This is a genomic window from Pacificibacter marinus (assembly GCF_018860505.1).
Classification (GTDB): Bacteria; Pseudomonadota; Alphaproteobacteria; order Rhodobacterales; family Rhodobacteraceae; genus Celeribacter; species Celeribacter marinus_B.
This window is the reverse complement of the sequence record NZ_JAHKPU010000024.1, coordinates 18,552-34,775: the sequence shown is the minus strand read 5'-3', so window position 1 is coordinate 34,775 and position 16,224 is coordinate 18,552. Positions and strand designations below refer to the sequence as shown.

Below are 16,224 nucleotides of genomic sequence, written 5' to 3'. Positions count from 1 at the left end.
TTAAGCGCGGATGCTGGCCAAATACAGTTCAGCATCTGCGCGCGTTTCCAACATCGTCTCTGACTCGTTGTGCAACGCAAAAACGACACCTTGGTTGTGCGACAGCCGTGCGATGTCAACTATACCTAAGCCACGCACCAATCCGCGCAAGAAGGCAGAGACGACCCCATGAGAAACGATAACAGCCGGCCCGTTCAAGGCGTTCAAAGCGTTGCGACAGCGCTGCTCGAGGGTGGCGGCCCCTTCCCCGTCTGGGGCGGATAAGAACAAGTCGAACATATCCTCTTCAGCTGCCGATCCACCACGTTCTGCGACGATGTCGGCGCGCAAGCGTCCTTCCCAACTGCCAGCAAACACTTCCTTGAGCACATCATTTTGATACACAGGATGGCCGTCTGCGGCGGTGACAGCCGTGTCCCATGCTCGCCCAAGCGGGCTAGCTTGAAAATCAATCTGAGGGAAAGCCGCAAACACAGGTTTCAATATATCGCGCTGCGCCTGAGCTTGTGCCCACCCTTTTGCCGTCAACGGACTATCAAGCTGCCCTTGCATGCGGCCTTCTAAGTTCCATTCTGTCTGGCCGTGGCGCAAAAGAAATATGGGATGTTTTATCATGCGCATGAGGTAGACCGTGAGGCGGCGTCACGCAACGAAAAAAGGCACACTCTGCAGTGTGCCCTTTGAATTCTGATGGTGGGTCGTGAGAGGCTCGAACTCCCGACATCTTCGGTGTAAACGAAGCGCTCTACCAACTGAGCTAACGACCCGCCGTGGCGCGGTGTTTAGACCTAGGACGCGCATGATGCAAGAGCCATCACACCACTTTTTTCGCTTTATTCAGATTCAGTTGTGTCGACATCTTCACCGGATGCAACTTCGCCTTCACCTGCGGGTGATTTGCTGGCAAGCATACCTTTAGCGCGACGCAATTTGGCGATCAAAATAAACGCGTTTGCAACCTCTTTTTGGCGATTGATCGACACTTTACCAAGTGGCGGCAAATTCATCTCTGTGCCTTCTTGCATAATATCGCCCATTTCTTTGAGCGTCGCTTCAATCACTTTTTTCGCGATGCCTTTTTTGATGCCAGAGGCCTCAGACACACGTTCAATAAGCTCTTTTTTCTTCACAACATGTACAAGGCTGGCCTCAGGCGCTTCGACGTCAGCGGCGGGCGTAGACGTTGCAACAGTTGTCGGAGTTGTGGTTTTGCTAGGTTCTTCAGTCGTTGTCGTTGTGCGGCGCGTTGCCATGATACAGACCTTTAGGTTGTTTCTTTTATAGAAACATTAACCTTTCTACGCCCCCAGTTGCAAATGGGAAATGGCTACGATGCCCCACCAAGTCGCATTGGATATAAATCAGGCAGGTTAAGACTAAATTTCATCTTAAATGATTGAATATGACACAAAATATTAAACGGCAGGCGAAAAACCATCTTTTTCTCTCACAACAAATGCATCAAATCCAACATCAATATAACAAAGGCGCCCCATATACTGGAACGCCTTTATTTTAACTTCATAATCATTTTAGAATTTGGGGCACGCAACGCGCATCCCAAAATTAATGCGCGACAGGAACAGCCTCTGCGGCAGGTGCCGTGGCTTTGGCCAACCGCGCTGCATCGTCGGCCTCATGGTCCCAATCAATGGGCTCAGGCGCGCGCACCAAAGCGTGTTTGAGAACCTCGGACACATGTGTCACAGGAATGATTTCCAAGCCCTCTTTGACATTGTTTGGAATGTCCGCGAGATCTTTGACGTTTTCCTCGGGAATCAACACAGTGGTGATGCCCCCGCGCAAAGCCGCCAAAAGCTTTTCTTTCAAACCACCGATGGCCGTTGCATTGCCACGCAAGCTGACCTCGCCCGTCATCGCAATATCTTTGCGCACGGGAATTTTGGTGAGCACAGACACAATCGTGGTGACCATGGCCAAACCTGCAGAGGGTCCATCTTTCGGCGTTGCACCATCTGGCACGTGAACGTGAATGTCCAACGTGTCAAACACAGGCGGCTTCAACCCGATCTCTGGCGCGATTGAACGCACATAGCTGGACGCTGCGTCGATGGATTCCTTCATCACATCTCCAAGCTTACCTGTGGTTTTCATCCGCCCTTTACCAGGCAGGCGCAGGGCTTCGATTTGCAACAAATCGCCGCCCACAGAAGTATAGGCCAATCCAGTCACAACACCGATTTGGTCTTCTTTTTCGGCCAAACCATAACGCATCTTTTTCACGCCCAAGAAGTCTTCCAAGTTTTCAGGGGTGACCTGAACAGAATCCACTTCTTTTTTGACGATCTTTGTCAAAGACTTACGCGCAACCTTGGCCATTTCACGTTCCAAGTTTCGCACACCTGCTTCACGTGTGTAGTAACGGATCACATCAGATACAGCCGCGTCAGAGATCGAAAACTCTTTCGCTTTCAGGCCATGATTTTTGATCTGCTTGGGGATCAAATGCTGCTTGGCGATCTCGGCTTTTTCGTCTTCGGTGTAGCCAGACAAAGGAATAATTTCCATCCGGTCCAACAATGGCCCAGGCATGTTGTAGCTGTTGGACGTGGTCAAGAACATCACGTTGGACAGATCGTATTCGACCTCCATGTAGTGATCCACGAAGGTGGAGTTTTGTTCAGGATCAAGTACTTCAAGCATCGCAGACGCGGGGTCGCCACGCATGTCTTGGCCCATCTTGTCGATTTCATCGAGCAAGATCAGCGGGTTCGTGGTTTTGGCTTTTTTCAACGCCTGAATGATCTTACCGGGCATCGACCCGATATAGGTCCGACGGTGACCGCGAATTTCGGATTCGTCACGCACGCCACCCAAAGAGATACGAATAAATTCGCGCCCTGTGGCTTTGGCAACGGATTTCCCAAGTGATGTTTTACCCACACCAGGAGGGCCCACGAGGCACATGATTGGGCCTTTGAGTTTTTGGCTGCGTTGCTGCACGGCAAGGTATTCAACGATGCGTTCTTTGACCTTTTCCAGACCGTAGTGATCTTTATCAAGCACCTCTTCGGCACGTTTCAGGTCTTTTTTCACACGGGATTTGACGCCCCATGGAATAGACAGCATCCAATCCAAATAGTTACGCACCACTGTGGCCTCAGCCGACATTGGGCTCATGGATTTGAGTTTCTTCAACTCTGCTGCAACTTTTTCAGCGGCCTCTTTAGAGAATTTGGTTTTGGCAATTTTCTCTTCAAGTTCGTTAATCTCGTTCGCACCCTCTTCGCCATCGCCAAGCTCTTTCTGAATGGCTTTCATTTGCTCATTCAAATAGTACTCACGTTGAGTGCGCTCCATCTGGGATTTGACGCGGGTTTTGATCTTTTTCTCGACCTGAAGCACAGACATTTCGCCCTGCATCATGCCATAGATCGCCTCAAGGCGCGCCTCGACCGACAGGGTTTCCAGCAAGTCTTGTTTTTGCGCCACCTCGACACCCAAATGGCCCGCCACAAGATCGGCCATTTTGCTAGGGTCTTTGGTGTCATCAACGGCGGTCAAAGCCTCTTCTGGGATGTTCTTTTTGATCTTGGCGTAATGCGCGAATTCTTCTGCAACAGAGCGCACCAAGGCCGTTACAGCGGCGGGATCGCCCTCGACTTCGAACAGCTCGGCTGTTGCCGCCTCGAAAAAACGGTCATTTTCAACAAATTCTGTAATTTGAACGCGTTTATCGCCCTCAACCAGCACTTTTACGGTGCCGTCGGGCAATTTGAGCAATTGCAAAACATTCGCCAAAACACCCATGCGGTAGATGCCATCCGCTTCAGGATCATCAACAGATGGATCAATTTGTGCGCTCAAAAGGATTTGCTTGTCTTGCGACATCACTTCCTCAAGCGCTTTTACGGATTTTTCGCGGCCCACGAACAGGGGCACGACCATATGGGGAAAAACCACAATGTCGCGCAAAGGCAGTACGGGATATGATTGAAGTTGCTCGTGCATTTTGTGTCCTTATTTTGCAAAAGAACCGGATCCCGCTTGGCGGCAATCTTTGGCCCTTTCCTGACTTGGTTCATCACATTTGGGGCCCTGTGCCCCCAATTTCAACCAAGTGCAGTTGGATTTGGACTTAGTTTGCCCGCCTTCGCGCCGACCCGCAAGCACTGAAATAGGTTAATTCGGTATGTTTTCGCTAAGGCAACGTTAATTTTTCAAACGCACCCGTGATGCAAAGACGGGAGCAAGGCCGTCACAGGCACGTGCACACATTATTTCACCAAAGCGTCTACCGAAGTATCTATGGTGCATTGAGCAATCTGATGCGTCGCATCCAAAGGCATAGCGCAAGCGACAGCCACGTTCGGGATTTGCCTCATGAGCGACGGCCTTGAATCCTGTTGTAAAACCGCAGATTTTAGCGACAGCGGCGATTGAGTCGCCTTTGCGCTTTTAGGCATGGCGGCGGCGGACGGCAACGTTGATGCCAAGACGCAAAGAAAGAACAGGCCGATGGCCAAACTCCACATTTTTGATACGGACATGATATACCCCTGATTGATCTGATGTCCCAGACCTAGCCAGACGCTTGGTCCAAAATGTGGCAAAAATCAGACAGATAAAGACAAGGATAACAGTGGGTTAAGTATAAAACTTTACGAAAATCTTTAAAAAAAGGCCGCTCAAACATTATGTGAGCGACCTCAATATCTTGCGTTAAAGCTTACCGTTACAGCGGCTCGATATCGCCTTGCGCGCGCATGGCGTGGAACTCAGCTTCCCAAGCCTCAAATGTACCAGCGGCAATCGCATCGCGCATGCCCTGCATGAGGTCTTGGAAATAATGCAGGTTGTGCCATGTCAAAAGCATGCCTGAAATCATCTCATGCGAGCGGTACACGTGATGCAAATAGGCTCGCGAATATTGCGTACAGGCGGGGCAAGTGCAGGCCTCATCCAAAGGCCGCGGATCGTCTGCATGGCGCGCGTTTTTCATGTTGATCGCGCCGCGACGGGTGAACACCTGCCCGTTGCGACCAGAGCGCGAGGGCAAAACGCAATCCATCATATCGACGCCGCGTTTCACCGCGCCCACGATGTCGTCAGGCTTGCCCACGCCCATGAGGTAGCGCGGTTTGTCTTGGGGAAGGAACTCAGGCGCGTATTCCAACACGCCAAACATCGCCTCTTGCCCCTCACCCACAGCCAAGCCGCCAATCGCATAGCCGTCGAACCCGATATCAACAAGTGCCTTGGCACTTTCTTCGCGCAACTCAGGCGTCACGCCGCCTTGCATGATGCCAAACAGCGCATGCCCCGGACGGTCGCCAAAGGCATCACGCGACCGCTGCGCCCACCGCATCGACATGCGCATGGATTTGGCGACCTCTTCGTCGGTGGCAGGCAGCGCAGGGCATTCATCGAAACACATCACAATGTCTGAGCCGAGCAGCTTTTGAATTTCCATAGAGCGCTCAGGTGTGATGACATGTTTTGAGCCATCCACGTGAGAGGCAAAAGTCACGCCTTCCTCGTTGAGTTTACGCAACCCTGCGAGGCTCATCACCTGAAACCCGCCGCTGTCGGTCAAAATAGGCCGGTCCCAGTTCATGAACTTGTGCAAACCGCCCAAGCGATCAATGCGTTCCGCCGTGGGGCGCAGCATCAAGTGATAGGTGTTGCCCAGCAAAATATCCGCGCCAGTTGCGCGCACACTTTCGGGCATCATCGCTTTCACGGTGCCCGCCGTGCCCACAGGCATAAAGGCCGGCGTGCGAATGTCGCCGCGCGGGGTTGAAATCACGCCCGTGCGGGCTTTGCCATCTGTGGCATCGAGGGAAAATGAGATTCGTTGTGTCATAGGAAAACGACTTACCGCGAAACGCGCGCTTGGGCCAGAGAGGGTGTGAACTAGGCAAGTGCGAAGCTTTAGCATTTGCCGTTGTAGGTATATTTTCTCCCAGTGGCATGAGATCGCGGCAACCGTTCGGAGTTAGCACTGCAAATTCATAACAATTTGGAGACTCATTCATGTCCAGCAAACATCGGAAATTAGCTTTAGACCATCTGTCTCAATTTATTCCTGACGCTTATCTTTTCATTGTCGTTAGCGAAGGCCAAAGTTTAGGTGCAATTTTGCTATTCAGTATTGCAGTGGCCGTGGTGATGCGCCGATTTTTCAAGATAGCAAACCTGGTCACGTTGGTGAAAGTTTGGCTTTATAGAGAATAGACCTTCCTTTCGTTTTCCTTAACCAACAAAAAGCCCGCCTGAACTTCAGGCGGGCCGCTATTTTTTTACGTTTGTGCACTTAGCACCAAATGGTGCTCTTACTCTTTGTCTTCAGGAATCGCCAAAGACAGGATGATCGCAGAGAGACCCGCCAAGGTGATGGGCGCTGCAAACACTTGCTTCATAAAGTTTGGCAAATGCTGCGTGGCATCAGGCACCAAGGTCACGCCCAAAGCCAGACCAAAGGACACAGCCATGATGTAGATGCGGCGCAGGGTCATCTCTTGCGAGGCAAGGATGCGAATGCCTGCAACTGCGATGGACGCAAACAGCACCACGGTAGCTCCGCCCAAAACGGGTTTAGGAATAATCAAAAAGAACGCGCCAATGACAGGAAACAGCCCCATCAGAGCCAACAGACCACCGATCCACATGCCGACATGACGGCTGGCCACGCCTGTCATTTGGATCACACCGTTGTTTTGCGAAAACGTGGTGTTTGGAAAGGTGTTGAACACGGCAGCAATGGCAGAATTGACACCATCGCCCAAAACACCGCCCTTGATGCGGCCCATGTAAACCTCGCCGTCAACAGGTTCGCCTGAAATCACAGAGTTCGCAGTCAAATCGCCTGAGGTTTCAATCGCTGTCACGAAATACAAAAACGCGATAGGCACAAACAAAGCAAAATCAAAGTCGATGCCGTATTTAAACGGAACAGGCAAAGCGAACAGCTTTGCACTGCCGAGCGCGCCAAAATTCACCAGACCAAAGAAGCTGGCGACAACAGTCCCCACGATGAGACCGATCATGATGGCAGCGATGCGCGACATAGGATTGCCCAAAAACGTCACAAACAAAATCACGGCCACAACCAAAAGGCCCAAAAGCAAGAACAAAGGCTTGCCCAGATCTTCGCCAGCCTGCGCGCCACCAGCAAAATCGGTAAAACCAGATTTGATCAAGCTTAGACCAATCACGGTGATCACAACACCTGTCACCGTCGGCGTGATCACACGTTTGAGTTTGTCTAAAAACTGCGACAGGATGACTTCAATCAAAGAGCCAGCCAGACATAGACCGAAAATCATCGCTAGAATGTCTTCTGGCGTGCCGCCTTGACCTTTCACTGCAAAGCCCGCGGCCAAAATCGCACCGAGAAAGGCAAAAGACGTGCCTTGAACACTCAACAAACCAGAGCCAACCGGCCCCACCCGTCTGCATTGAATAAACGTGGCAACCCCAGAGACGAAAAATGCCATCGCGATGAGATAGGACACATGTTCTCCCAGCCCCAAAACGCCACCAATGATCAAAGACGGCGTGGCGATGCCGACGATGGATGCCAAGACGTGCTGAAAGGCCGCCAAGGCCGCTTTGGGCGGCGGAGGAACGTCGTTTAAGTTGTACACCAACTGCGTATTTTGTTCTGACATAGTCTTCCCCTTTGTCGTATTGTGAAAGACTGCGCTTGGATGCGTCTTATGAAAAGTCCTTGGCTCTGAGGGCTTAAGTTACCTAAAGGGCAATGTCTGTCTTGGTGTAAATCTTGAGCAGTTTAACGAGTTGCCCCACAGTTTCGCCCAATTGATAAGCGAAATCAGGTCGTCACGCTGCGCATCATGTTGAGGGGGCGACGCCAATTCTCGCGTATCACGCGCGCGCCAAAGGCATAAAAAATCCGGCTCTGTCACAAAACTCACAAACCCTATTGCTAGAATCGTGAATAGGTGAGAGAGGGCGTCTCTGGCGGCATCATACCGAACCGCCTTCCCTTTCAGATGTGAGATAAAACGATGACGGACAAAGCTCCTTTCGCTTTGGGCTGGGAAGAGTGGGCAAAGCTGCCCGCGCTTGGTCTGCCTGCCCTTAAGGTTAAAGTTGACACAGGCGCGCGCACCTCTGCGCTACATGCGTTCGACATTGAACCTTTTGGCCCTGCAAACGCCCCAATGGTGCGATTTAACATCCATCCAGTGCCTGCACGCGAAGACATCGTCATCGCCTGCTCTGCAAAAGTGGTGGATCGTCGCGAAGTCACATCCTCCAATGGTGAAACCGAGCTGCGCTATGTAATCAGCACCGATATTTCCATCGGTGATCGCACGTGGCCGATCGAGATCACTCTGACCAATCGCACCAATATGGCCTATCGTATGCTACTGGGGCGCCAAGCCATTGATGACGACATGATTGTCACTCCGAACGAGAGTTTTTGCCAAGCTGAACTGGATGACAGCGCTTATTTTTCTGCGGCCATTCGCACCTCAAGCGCGCCGCGGGCATTGCGCATCGCTGTGCTCTCACGCGAGCCTGACAGCTATTCCACCCAGCGCCTTGTGGCCGAAGGCCAAGAGCGCGGGCATGTGATCGAAGTGATTGACACCACGCGCTGCTACATGGCGATCAACGCTATGGCGCCTGAAATTTATTACGATGGCAAACGCCTGCCCCGCTATGATGCTGTGATCCCGCGTGTCGGTGCCTCTATCACCTCTTATGGCTGTGCTGTGATCCGTCAGTTTGAAACCATTGGCACCTATTGCCTCAATTCTGCCGATGGCATCGCCAAATCGCGGGACAAATTGCATGCGCACCAAGTTTTGGCGCGTCATGGCATCGATATGCCGACCACGGCTTTTGCCGCCTCGCCGAAAGACACGGACAATCTGATCGATTTGGCGGGGCAAGCACCGCTGATCGTTAAATTACTTGAAAGTACCCAAGGGCGCGGCGTTGTACTGGCTGAGACCAAGAAAGCCGCGCAATCGGTGATTTCCGCGTTTCGCGGTCTCAAAGCCAACTTTCTGGTGCAGCATTTTGTCAAAGAAGCCTCAGGCGTCGATATCCGCTGTGTTGTTGTCGATGGCAAAGTGGTCGCTGCGATCAAACGCAGCTCAAGCGGTGGCGATTTCCGCTCGAACCTGCATTTGGGCGGCACAGCCACAGCAGTACGCATCACCAAAACCGAACGCGATGCGGCCGTCAGATCGGCCAAAGCCTTTGGTCTGCGCATGGCTGGCGTGGACCTGCTGCGCGCGGATGATGGCCCGAAAGTGCTAGAGGTCAATTCTTCGCCCGGATTGGAGGGGGCTGAAAAGACCGCCAAGAAAAACATCGCGGGTCTTTTGTATGACACCATCGAAAAACGTGTCCGTCCAATGCCTGCGCGCAAAGGTGCAAGTAAAAAGACAGCCAGCTAGCGGTTCACCGCGCCGTCACAGTTTCTTTGGTTACAGGTTCTTTGGTTACAGGCCATTAACTGTGCGGCGCGGCACAAATTCAGTCACAGTCAGGGCAATAAGTCCTTCGGTGACAAAAGAATCGCGCGCTAAAAATGTTTCCAGCATCTCGCGGTTGGGCGCAGTTGCCAAAATCGCCCCACCCGTGCGCGGCACCTTCGGACCCGAAGCCAAAAAGAATCCACGATCATACCCTTCATCGACAAAGGCCAGATGCGCTTGCATATGCGGTTCAACCAGCGCCAAATCGACTTTATATTCGATATCGACATGAAACAGATTTTGATCGGCGGCGAGAATAGACATGGCAATGGCCCTTTTTGTGCTCAACTGCCCAATCAATAGCCTCGCACGCACAAAAGACCAAGCCAAGGTCTGGACCTTACCCCAGCCAAACCCTATATCTTTGGTCAAGTTTACACGAGGACAGACATGACAGATTCAGACGCTCCCGTCGAAGGCACTCCGCTGATCAAGCCTTCAAACACGGAACACCCGCTTCACGAAGCCATCGTGGAAGCTTGCCGGTCCGTCTACGACCCTGAAATTCCCGTGAACATCTATGATCTCGGGTTGATCTACACGATCGAAATCAACACTGAGAACGAAGTGCATGTGATCATGTCTCTCACCGCACCGGGCTGTCCTGTTGCGGGCGAAATGCCGGGTTGGGTCGCCGATGCGATTGAACCGTTGCCGGGCGTCAAACAAGTTGACGTCGATCTGGCGTGGGAACCGCCTTGGGGCATGGAAATGATGTCAGATGAAGCGCGTCTAGAGCTTGGCTTTATGTAAGTGCATACGCTGTTGATATTTCGCTTTCAAAACGGTCCTTCGGGGCCGTTTTTCTTTTCGCGCCTCAACATCCCCAAGCACCGTTGCACCCGCCTTGCGCCTCTGTCCTTTTTGAACTGCTGATAAAGCGCGCGGTAGTGCGCTTGCTCTGACTGAAACCCTGTTGGCGTTTGAGATTTTGAAGGCGATAAGAAAATCGCTAAACGGTCATTCATCAGGCACCTCTTGCATTATTGAAACCAATATGCAGAGATTACCGTACAATAACCTGTCGAAATACGCCCAGAAACTGCATTTGGACTTTCAAAAATGAAAGATAAGCCCAAACTCAAAACCGCCCCCAAGTTAGATGATTACATGCTATTCCTCGCTGTCGTCGACGGCGGCGGTCTTGTGGGGGCGGAGCAGACCACAGGCACCCCCTCGCCCACATTGTCGCGCAGGATGACGGCTTTGGAGCGCACTTTGGGCAAGCGTCTATTTGAGCGCGGCGCACGCGGGTACACGCTGACCAGCGATGGGCGCGCCCTTGCCGCCGAGGTCGAACATCTGCGCGCCGCCGCGCAACACTTGGCCGCCTTCAACACCACGCAAACACGCTCCCTTGTGCGCATCACTGCAGGCCATTGGACCACACAATACATCGCACGGCATTTTGGTGAGGTTTGGTCTCAAGACGCCTCTTTGGTGCCATCTGTTCCGTGGGTGCCCGAGCTCGTTTCTTCAGACGCCATGGTCGACATTGCACGGCGCGAAGCGGACATAGGCATTCGCAACAGGCGCCCTGATCAAACATGGCTGGCAGGGCGGCGTACCGCACGCATTGCTTATGCTGAATTCGCCCGTAGCCCCGACGTATTGGGTTACATCACCCTTCCCGAATCTCTTGCCACAACGCCATCAAAGCGCTGGTTACGGCAAAACAAACCCGATGAAATCATCAGCACCGTCTCTGATCCCCGCGCTGAGGCCGATTTGGCCATTGGCGGCATAGCCCGCGTGATTTTGCCCATTTTCGCTGGACGCGCCATGCCCGAACTGGTGCAGGTCTCGCCCGAGATTGATGCACTCACCCATGAAGAATGGTTGGTCAGCCATCATGACGCCCGTCATGATCCGCCCATCCGCGCTGCTTTGGACGCGATTGGCACATTGTTGAGTGCGTCGACGCGGTTTGGGCCTTAACGTGGACCCCAAGCTGACGCGCAGCCCAAATCGGCTGCGCACTGCCAAACGCAACCTAAACAGGGTGCAAAACGACAAACGCATCCTAAATAGGTTGCATATCAACAAACGCAGCCTATATTGGCTGCATCATGACAGATAAAACACGCAAAATAGCCGTTCTTACTGGCGATATCGTCGGCTCAACCGCGCTGGGCCCCGAAAAGCTTGAACGCGCTTTTGACGCCTTGCGCGACTGTGCCGAGATGCAAGCGGAGTGGATGGGGGAAAGCCTTCATTTTACCCGCCATCGCGGCGATGGCTGGCAAGTGGCGCTGGCCGAGCCGAAATATGCGCTGCGGTCGGCTTTGGCGTTTCGGGCGGCCTTGCGCGCTGAGGGCAGTGAGTTTGATAGCTATATTGGGATTGCTGAAGGAGACACCAACAATCAACTTGAACTGAATCTCAATGATGAGACGGCACATGTTTTTGCTAACTCAGGCTCTAATCTAGAAATAATAAAAGGCTTTGCCCCAGAATCAGGATTTAGCATTGGCTACTATTCTCGAGGGAAAACTCTGGCGTGCACCACTTTGCTGGACTTCATATCTAAAGACTGGACACCAGCACAAGCCGCTCCACTTCTTAGAATGTTATCCCCATTAGACAAAACGACATACACAGAAATCGCCAAAGCACTAGGCAAGTCCCGCCAGTCAATCACAAAGTCTCTCGACAGCGCGGGGTATATCGCAATTCGAATTGCACTGATAAATATTGAAACAGGAAAGCAATAATGTTTGAAACCCTGTCAGGCCTATTCTTCGCGCATGTGCTCGCCGACTACGTATTTCAGACTTCTAAAATGGCGCAGAGCAAGGATCGTGTGACCACCCTGCTCGTCCATACGCTTGTGGTTTACCTCTGCGCTGTGGTCGCATTGGGATCTATCGCTTGGCCAATTGCCGTGCTTGCAGGACTGCACATGGCGATTGATGCGTTGAAAGCCATCTGGGTCAAAACCCGCAAAGACGACGGGATCAAACCCTATCTAACCGATCAGCTGACGCATCTCGTGACCCTTGCAGCGATCGCAGCCTTTGCCCCGACCCTATGGGCAGATGGCGTCTGGACCAAAGACCTCGCGAGCGGAGGCCTTATTAACATCAGTGCTTGGGCACCGAAAGCCATGCTGCTGACGGCGGGTATTTTATACACAACCCGTGCGGGTGGTTTTGCCGTGGGCAAATTAATGCAGCCGTTCATCACAGGCGCCCCCAAGAAATCCCTTCCCAAAGGCGGTATGATGATTGGCCTGCTGGAACGCGGTCTTATATTTTTGATGTTCCTCGCTGGACAGCCCGCAGGCATTGGGTTTTTGATCGCAGCCAAATCCGTTTTGCGCTTTGATGCCGCCTCTAAAAACGAGAAAGCCGAATACGTCATCATCGGCACGTTGGCCTCGTTCAGCTGGGCCATTGCCATCGCGATCTTAACACTTGCGATCAACAATGGGTTAAACGGCGATCCGCTTCTTGAGATCATGGCCGCAAAGCCCTAAGTTAGGGGAAAGGAGAACGCACATGTTCGGTATTCCAGGCAAACAAGCCGTCAGCATCACGCCCAAAGCGGCGGCACAAATCGCAAAACTGATGGAGAAAGATGGCTCCAAAGGCTTGCGCATTGGCATCAAAAAAGGCGGCTGCGCAGGCATGGAATACACCATGGACTACGTGAACGACATCGATCCTCTGGACGAAGTGGTCGAACAAGATGGTGGCCGCGTGATGATCGCGCCTATGGCGCAGATGTTCTTGTTTGGCACTGAAATTGATTACGAAGTGTCCTTGCTGGAATCTGGTTTTAAGTTCCGCAATCCCAATGTGGTTGACGCTTGCGGCTGCGGCGAAAGTATCAAGTTTGATGAAAGCCTGTCCGAACAAAGCGGCGTGTAAGTGCCTGCACCTGCTGAACTTATCGCCCATGCCCGCGACCTGTTCGCCGACATAAGCGAGATCACAGTTGGCGGGCTTTTCGGGGGCAGTGCTTTATATGTTGAGGGCGACATCATGTTCGCCTGTATCATCGGCGGCACGATTTATATGAAATCCGATAAGACAACTGTTGACGCCTTTGTTGACGCGGGGTCCGAGCCTTTCACCTATCCTAAAAAAGGCGGTGAAACGGTTGTGACCTCTTTGATGTCACTGCCCGAAAGCGCAAGCGATGATCCTGATGAGGCGCGCGACTGGGCGCGTCTGTCTTATGCGCCAGCATTGAAAGCCACCGAAAAAAAGCGCATTGCGAAAGCCAAAAAAGCGGCACGCAAACAAAAGGCTGAAAAGTCATGAGCATCACGCCAAGCATGATCACTTTTGCCGAAGAGCTGTTTGCACAACTCGGGATGATTTCAACACGTAAGATGATGGGCGGCTTGGCCATTTATTGCGACGGAGTCATTTTTGCCTCGCTTGATCGCGACGGCACGGTGTATCTGAAAGCCAAAGGCGATTTTGCTGACAGTCTTGCCAGCGCAGGTGCCACGCGATTTCAAACGCCTCGTGGGCCAATGGGCTATTGGACATTGCCGAATGCGGCTTTGGATGACGCAAATCTTGCCTGTAATTGGGGGCAAAAGGCCTTGGCAGCGCTTTAAAACCATCCGCAGGCGGCCCTCAGGCTTGCTATCCACTTGACGGCGCTTTCAACGCTGCAATGATGTGCGAAACATATTTGAGGAGAGCGCGACATGGCACGCAAACTGGCAGCAGGCAATTGGAAGATGAACGGCGTCACCGCCAGCTTGGGCGAGGCCGTCACTCTGGCCAAAGCCTTTGACACCCCAAGTGTCGATATTTTGCTTTGTCCCCCTGCCACGCTGATCACATCCATGGCCGCGATCCTCAAAGACAGCCCCATCGCCATAGGCGGACAAGATTGCCATTCCAATGAAAGTGGCGCGCATACGGGCGATATCTCTGCCGCGCAATTGACGGATGCTGGTGCGACCTATGTGATCACGGGCCACTCGGAACGCCGCGCCGATCACAGCGAAAGCGACGCGGATGTGCGCTCTAAAACCGAAGCCGTTTGCGCGGCAGGTCTGACAGCAATTGTCTGTGTTGGCGAAACGCTGGAACAACGCGAAGCGGGCGACGCGCTTAAAGTGGTGCACGGGCAGCTTTTGCGGTCCCTGCCCGATGAAATCGATGCCAGCAAACTGGTGATCGCCTATGAACCGGTTTGGGCCATCGGCACGGGAAAAGTGCCAACTCTTGATGAGATTGCAGAAATCCATGCTGATATGCGCGCCACTCTCACTGCGCGCTTTGGCGATATCGCCGCAGATTTACCGCTGCTTTATGGTGGGTCAGTCAAGCCAAGTAATGCGGCTGACATTTTCGCTGTCCCAGATGTTGATGGTGCGCTGGTTGGCGGTGCGTCTTTAAAAGCGGCTGATTTCGCGGGCATTATTTCAGCGTTAGAGGCCTCTTAACCTCTCATCCAATACAAATAACCGCCGCCCAGTTGATATGGGCCGCGGTATCTTTGCGAGATTTAAGTGACATCCCGCGTGACATCATGGTCGTAAAGCCAGCTGAACCTGTCCACCACAGTGCGTGGCGCGATCTTGCCGCCCGCACGCAACACCATATGGGCCGCCATCCGTTTGGGGCCACGCAAATGGTAATTGCGCGCATTGGCCGTGGCTGCATCAATTGCACGCACCACGCGGGCACGGCGACGCAATTGATAGGCTGGCAGCGCTTGTTCAAGCGACATACTGGCAAGGCAATCGGCCAAAACCCAAGCGTCTTCTAAGGCTAGATTGGCCCCCTGCGCCAAAAACGGCAGAGTCGGATGCGCCGCATCGCCAATCAAGGCTGTGCGCGCGCCGTGCCAATTTTGCGCCACAGGATGACGGAACAATCCCCATCTTGAAACCTCAGTGACCCGCGCCAAAAGACTGGTCACACCGCCACCGAAGGCTTTGAAATGTTCTCTCAGCTGATTAGGATCACCTGAGAGATGCCAGCCTTCATCGGTCCAATCGGCGCGCTCTTCGACGGCAACAATATTGATCAACGTTCCATCACGCAGCGGATAGCACACCACATGTTGACCTGCCGCCATATGAATCATCGCAATCGGGTCTTCGCCGCCCATGGCGGGCACAGTCGCACGCCAAGCCGTTTGTCCGGTGAAAAAGGGCGCGGCCTCGCCGTTCAATGTCTTGCGCAAGCGCGATTGCAATCCATCTGCCCCCACAGCCACATCATGAACGCACTGCGCGCCGCCTTCAAACCGCAGCGTTACAGCGTCACCATCGTCAACAACCGTCTCGACGCTATGTGAGAGTTTGATCTGAACGCCTGCATCCTGAGCCCCCTTGAGCAAAGCATCAATCAAATCAGCGCGGTGCACCATCAAAAAATCTGCTTCGGGCTTAAGGCCTTTGAAATCCATATGCAAAACCTTGCGCCCAGAATACCCATCAAGCAATAACACCCCCGTAGAGTGCATCGCATTCAGGCCTGTATCCAGCCCAAGCGCCGACAGGACCGCCACGCCATTTGGCGACAGTTGCAACCCCGCCCCCACTTCCGCAATCTCAGGCGCACGTTCATAAACGGTAACGCGGGCCCCGCGCAGCGCCAAAGCGCGCGCAACTGTCAGGCCAGCAACGCCAGCGCCGAGAATGGCGATATCTTGTCCGATCAACATATGAAACCCTCATGCAAAGCCAGCGCAACGAAAAACACCGAAGCGATTGCTTCGGTGTTTGGCATAGATTCAAAGACAGGTCACCTGCGCGCAATGACGC

The 16,224-nt window shown here is 53.0% G+C and carries 18 protein-coding genes and 1 tRNA gene; 10 read left to right on the top strand and 9 right to left on the bottom strand.

What is annotated here, in order from left to right:
* From KO503_RS09365 to tgt, 6 genes are all read right to left on the bottom strand, one after another.
* Window positions 1–621 (bottom strand): histidine phosphatase family protein, encoded by a 621-nt coding sequence (locus KO503_RS09365; RefSeq protein WP_215991293.1) that lies wholly within the window; start codon window positions 619–621, stop codon window positions 1–3.
* A gap of 70 nt (window positions 622–691) precedes the next feature.
* Window positions 692–767: transfer RNA gene (locus KO503_RS09360), tRNA-Val, on the bottom strand.
* Window positions 768–833: 66 nt separating this feature from the next.
* Window positions 834–1,253 (bottom strand): HU family DNA-binding protein, encoded by a 420-nt coding sequence (locus KO503_RS09355; RefSeq protein WP_215991292.1) that lies wholly within the window; start codon window positions 1,251–1,253, stop codon window positions 834–836.
* Between the two features lie 313 nt (window positions 1,254–1,566).
* Window positions 1,567–3,972, bottom strand: a complete 2,406-nt coding sequence (gene lon, locus KO503_RS09350) for an endopeptidase La (RefSeq protein WP_215991291.1) — start codon at window positions 3,970–3,972, stop codon at window positions 1,567–1,569.
* A gap of 266 nt (window positions 3,973–4,238) precedes the next feature.
* Entirely contained in the window at window positions 4,239–4,511 is a 273-nt protein-coding gene (locus KO503_RS09345; RefSeq protein WP_215991290.1) for a hypothetical protein, read from the bottom strand.
* A gap of 185 nt (window positions 4,512–4,696) precedes the next feature.
* Window positions 4,697–5,827, bottom strand: a complete 1,131-nt coding sequence (tgt, locus tag KO503_RS09340; RefSeq protein WP_215991289.1) for a tRNA guanosine(34) transglycosylase Tgt — start codon at window positions 5,825–5,827, stop codon at window positions 4,697–4,699.
* Window positions 5,828–5,997: 170 nt separating this feature from the next.
* Between tgt and KO503_RS09335 the strand changes: the two genes are divergently transcribed.
* Window positions 5,998–6,198, top strand: a complete 201-nt coding sequence (locus tag KO503_RS09335; protein WP_215991288.1) for a hypothetical protein — start codon at window positions 5,998–6,000, stop codon at window positions 6,196–6,198.
* Between the two features lie 98 nt (window positions 6,199–6,296).
* Here KO503_RS09335 and KO503_RS09330 read toward each other — a convergent pair whose 3' ends face one another.
* Window positions 6,297–7,634 (bottom strand): nucleobase:cation symporter-2 family protein, encoded by a 1,338-nt coding sequence (locus KO503_RS09330; protein ID WP_215991287.1) that lies wholly within the window; start codon window positions 7,632–7,634, stop codon window positions 6,297–6,299.
* Window positions 7,635–7,994: 360 nt separating this feature from the next.
* Here KO503_RS09330 and rimK point away from each other — a divergent pair, with 360 nt between their 5' ends.
* Entirely contained in the window at window positions 7,995–9,401 is a 1,407-nt protein-coding gene (gene rimK / locus KO503_RS09325) for a 30S ribosomal protein S6--L-glutamate ligase (protein ID WP_215991286.1), read from the top strand.
* Window positions 9,402–9,446: 45 nt separating this feature from the next.
* On the opposite strand, the gene KO503_RS09320 is transcribed toward rimK, so the two are convergent.
* A complete protein-coding gene (locus tag KO503_RS09320; RefSeq protein WP_215991285.1) occupies window positions 9,447–9,746 on the bottom strand; it encodes a YciI family protein in 300 nt (99 codons plus the stop codon).
* A gap of 126 nt (window positions 9,747–9,872) precedes the next feature.
* Between KO503_RS09320 and KO503_RS09315 the strand changes: the two genes are divergently transcribed.
* The 8 genes from KO503_RS09315 (at window position 9,873) to tpiA (ending at window position 14,895) form a co-directional block, all read left to right on the top strand.
* Entirely contained in the window at window positions 9,873–10,235 is a 363-nt protein-coding gene (locus KO503_RS09315) for an SUF system Fe-S cluster assembly protein (protein WP_215991284.1), read from the top strand.
* A 309-nt stretch (window positions 10,236–10,544) separates the two neighbouring features.
* Window positions 10,545–11,420 (top strand): LysR family transcriptional regulator, encoded by an 876-nt coding sequence (locus KO503_RS09310; protein ID WP_215991283.1) that lies wholly within the window; start codon window positions 10,545–10,547, stop codon window positions 11,418–11,420.
* Window positions 11,421–11,551: 131 nt separating this feature from the next.
* A complete protein-coding gene (locus KO503_RS09305) occupies window positions 11,552–12,196 on the top strand; it encodes a hypothetical protein (RefSeq protein ID WP_215991282.1) in 645 nt (214 codons plus the stop codon).
* On the top strand, window positions 12,196–12,960 hold the full coding sequence (locus KO503_RS09300; RefSeq protein WP_215991281.1) for a DUF3307 domain-containing protein: 765 nt from the start codon (window positions 12,196–12,198) through the stop codon (window positions 12,958–12,960). Before KO503_RS09305 ends, KO503_RS09300 begins: the two co-directional genes overlap by 1 nt.
* 22 nt (window positions 12,961–12,982) lie before the next feature.
* Window positions 12,983–13,354 carry a HesB/IscA family protein gene (locus tag KO503_RS09295; protein WP_215991280.1) on the top strand — a complete coding sequence of 124 codons (372 nt, stop codon included), beginning with the start codon at window positions 12,983–12,985 and terminating at the stop codon, window positions 13,352–13,354.
* Window positions 13,355–13,750, top strand: a complete 396-nt coding sequence (locus KO503_RS09290) for a TfoX/Sxy family protein (protein WP_215991279.1) — start codon at window positions 13,355–13,357, stop codon at window positions 13,748–13,750. It abuts the gene before it with no gap.
* A complete protein-coding gene (locus KO503_RS09285; RefSeq protein ID WP_215991278.1) occupies window positions 13,747–14,055 on the top strand; it encodes a TfoX/Sxy family protein in 309 nt (102 codons plus the stop codon). The genes KO503_RS09290 and KO503_RS09285 overlap by 4 nt, the downstream gene beginning before the upstream one ends.
* A 93-nt stretch (window positions 14,056–14,148) precedes the next feature.
* Window positions 14,149–14,895: a triose-phosphate isomerase gene (gene tpiA / locus KO503_RS09280; protein WP_215991277.1), complete on the top strand. Its 747-nt coding sequence runs from the start codon at window positions 14,149–14,151 to the stop codon at window positions 14,893–14,895.
* Between the two features lie 62 nt (window positions 14,896–14,957).
* Here tpiA and KO503_RS09275 read toward each other — a convergent pair whose 3' ends face one another.
* Entirely contained in the window at window positions 14,958–16,124 is a 1,167-nt protein-coding gene (locus KO503_RS09275) for an FAD-dependent oxidoreductase (protein ID WP_215991276.1), read from the bottom strand.
* Window positions 16,125–16,224: the final 100 nt, after the last annotated feature.

Coding starts and splice junctions, on each gene's coding strand:
- KO503_RS09365 (WP_215991293.1), bottom strand. CDS start 621: ATGCGCATGATAAAACATCCCATATTTCTTTTGCGCCACGGCCAGACA.
- KO503_RS09355 (WP_215991292.1), bottom strand. CDS start 1,253: ATGGCAACGCGCCGCACAACGACAACGACTGAAGAACCTAGCAAAACC.
- lon (WP_215991291.1), bottom strand. CDS start 3,972: ATGCACGAGCAACTTCAATCATATCCCGTACTGCCTTTGCGCGACATT.
- KO503_RS09345 (WP_215991290.1), bottom strand. CDS start 4,511: ATGTCCGTATCAAAAATGTGGAGTTTGGCCATCGGCCTGTTCTTTCTT.
- tgt (WP_215991289.1), bottom strand. CDS start 5,827: ATGACACAACGAATCTCATTTTCCCTCGATGCCACAGATGGCAAAGCC.
- KO503_RS09335 (WP_215991288.1), top strand. CDS start 5,998: ATGTCCAGCAAACATCGGAAATTAGCTTTAGACCATCTGTCTCAATTT.
- KO503_RS09330 (WP_215991287.1), bottom strand. CDS start 7,634: ATGTCAGAACAAAATACGCAGTTGGTGTACAACTTAAACGACGTTCCT.
- rimK (WP_215991286.1), top strand. CDS start 7,995: ATGACGGACAAAGCTCCTTTCGCTTTGGGCTGGGAAGAGTGGGCAAAG.
- KO503_RS09320 (WP_215991285.1), bottom strand. CDS start 9,746: ATGTCTATTCTCGCCGCCGATCAAAATCTGTTTCATGTCGATATCGAA.
- KO503_RS09315 (WP_215991284.1), top strand. CDS start 9,873: ATGACAGATTCAGACGCTCCCGTCGAAGGCACTCCGCTGATCAAGCCT.
- KO503_RS09310 (WP_215991283.1), top strand. CDS start 10,545: ATGAAAGATAAGCCCAAACTCAAAACCGCCCCCAAGTTAGATGATTAC.
- KO503_RS09305 (WP_215991282.1), top strand. CDS start 11,552: ATGACAGATAAAACACGCAAAATAGCCGTTCTTACTGGCGATATCGTC.
- KO503_RS09300 (WP_215991281.1), top strand. CDS start 12,196: ATGTTTGAAACCCTGTCAGGCCTATTCTTCGCGCATGTGCTCGCCGAC.
- KO503_RS09295 (WP_215991280.1), top strand. CDS start 12,983: ATGTTCGGTATTCCAGGCAAACAAGCCGTCAGCATCACGCCCAAAGCG.
- KO503_RS09285 (WP_215991278.1), top strand. CDS start 13,747: ATGAGCATCACGCCAAGCATGATCACTTTTGCCGAAGAGCTGTTTGCA.
- tpiA (WP_215991277.1), top strand. CDS start 14,149: ATGGCACGCAAACTGGCAGCAGGCAATTGGAAGATGAACGGCGTCACC.
- KO503_RS09275 (WP_215991276.1), bottom strand. CDS start 16,124: ATGTTGATCGGACAAGATATCGCCATTCTCGGCGCTGGCGTTGCTGGC.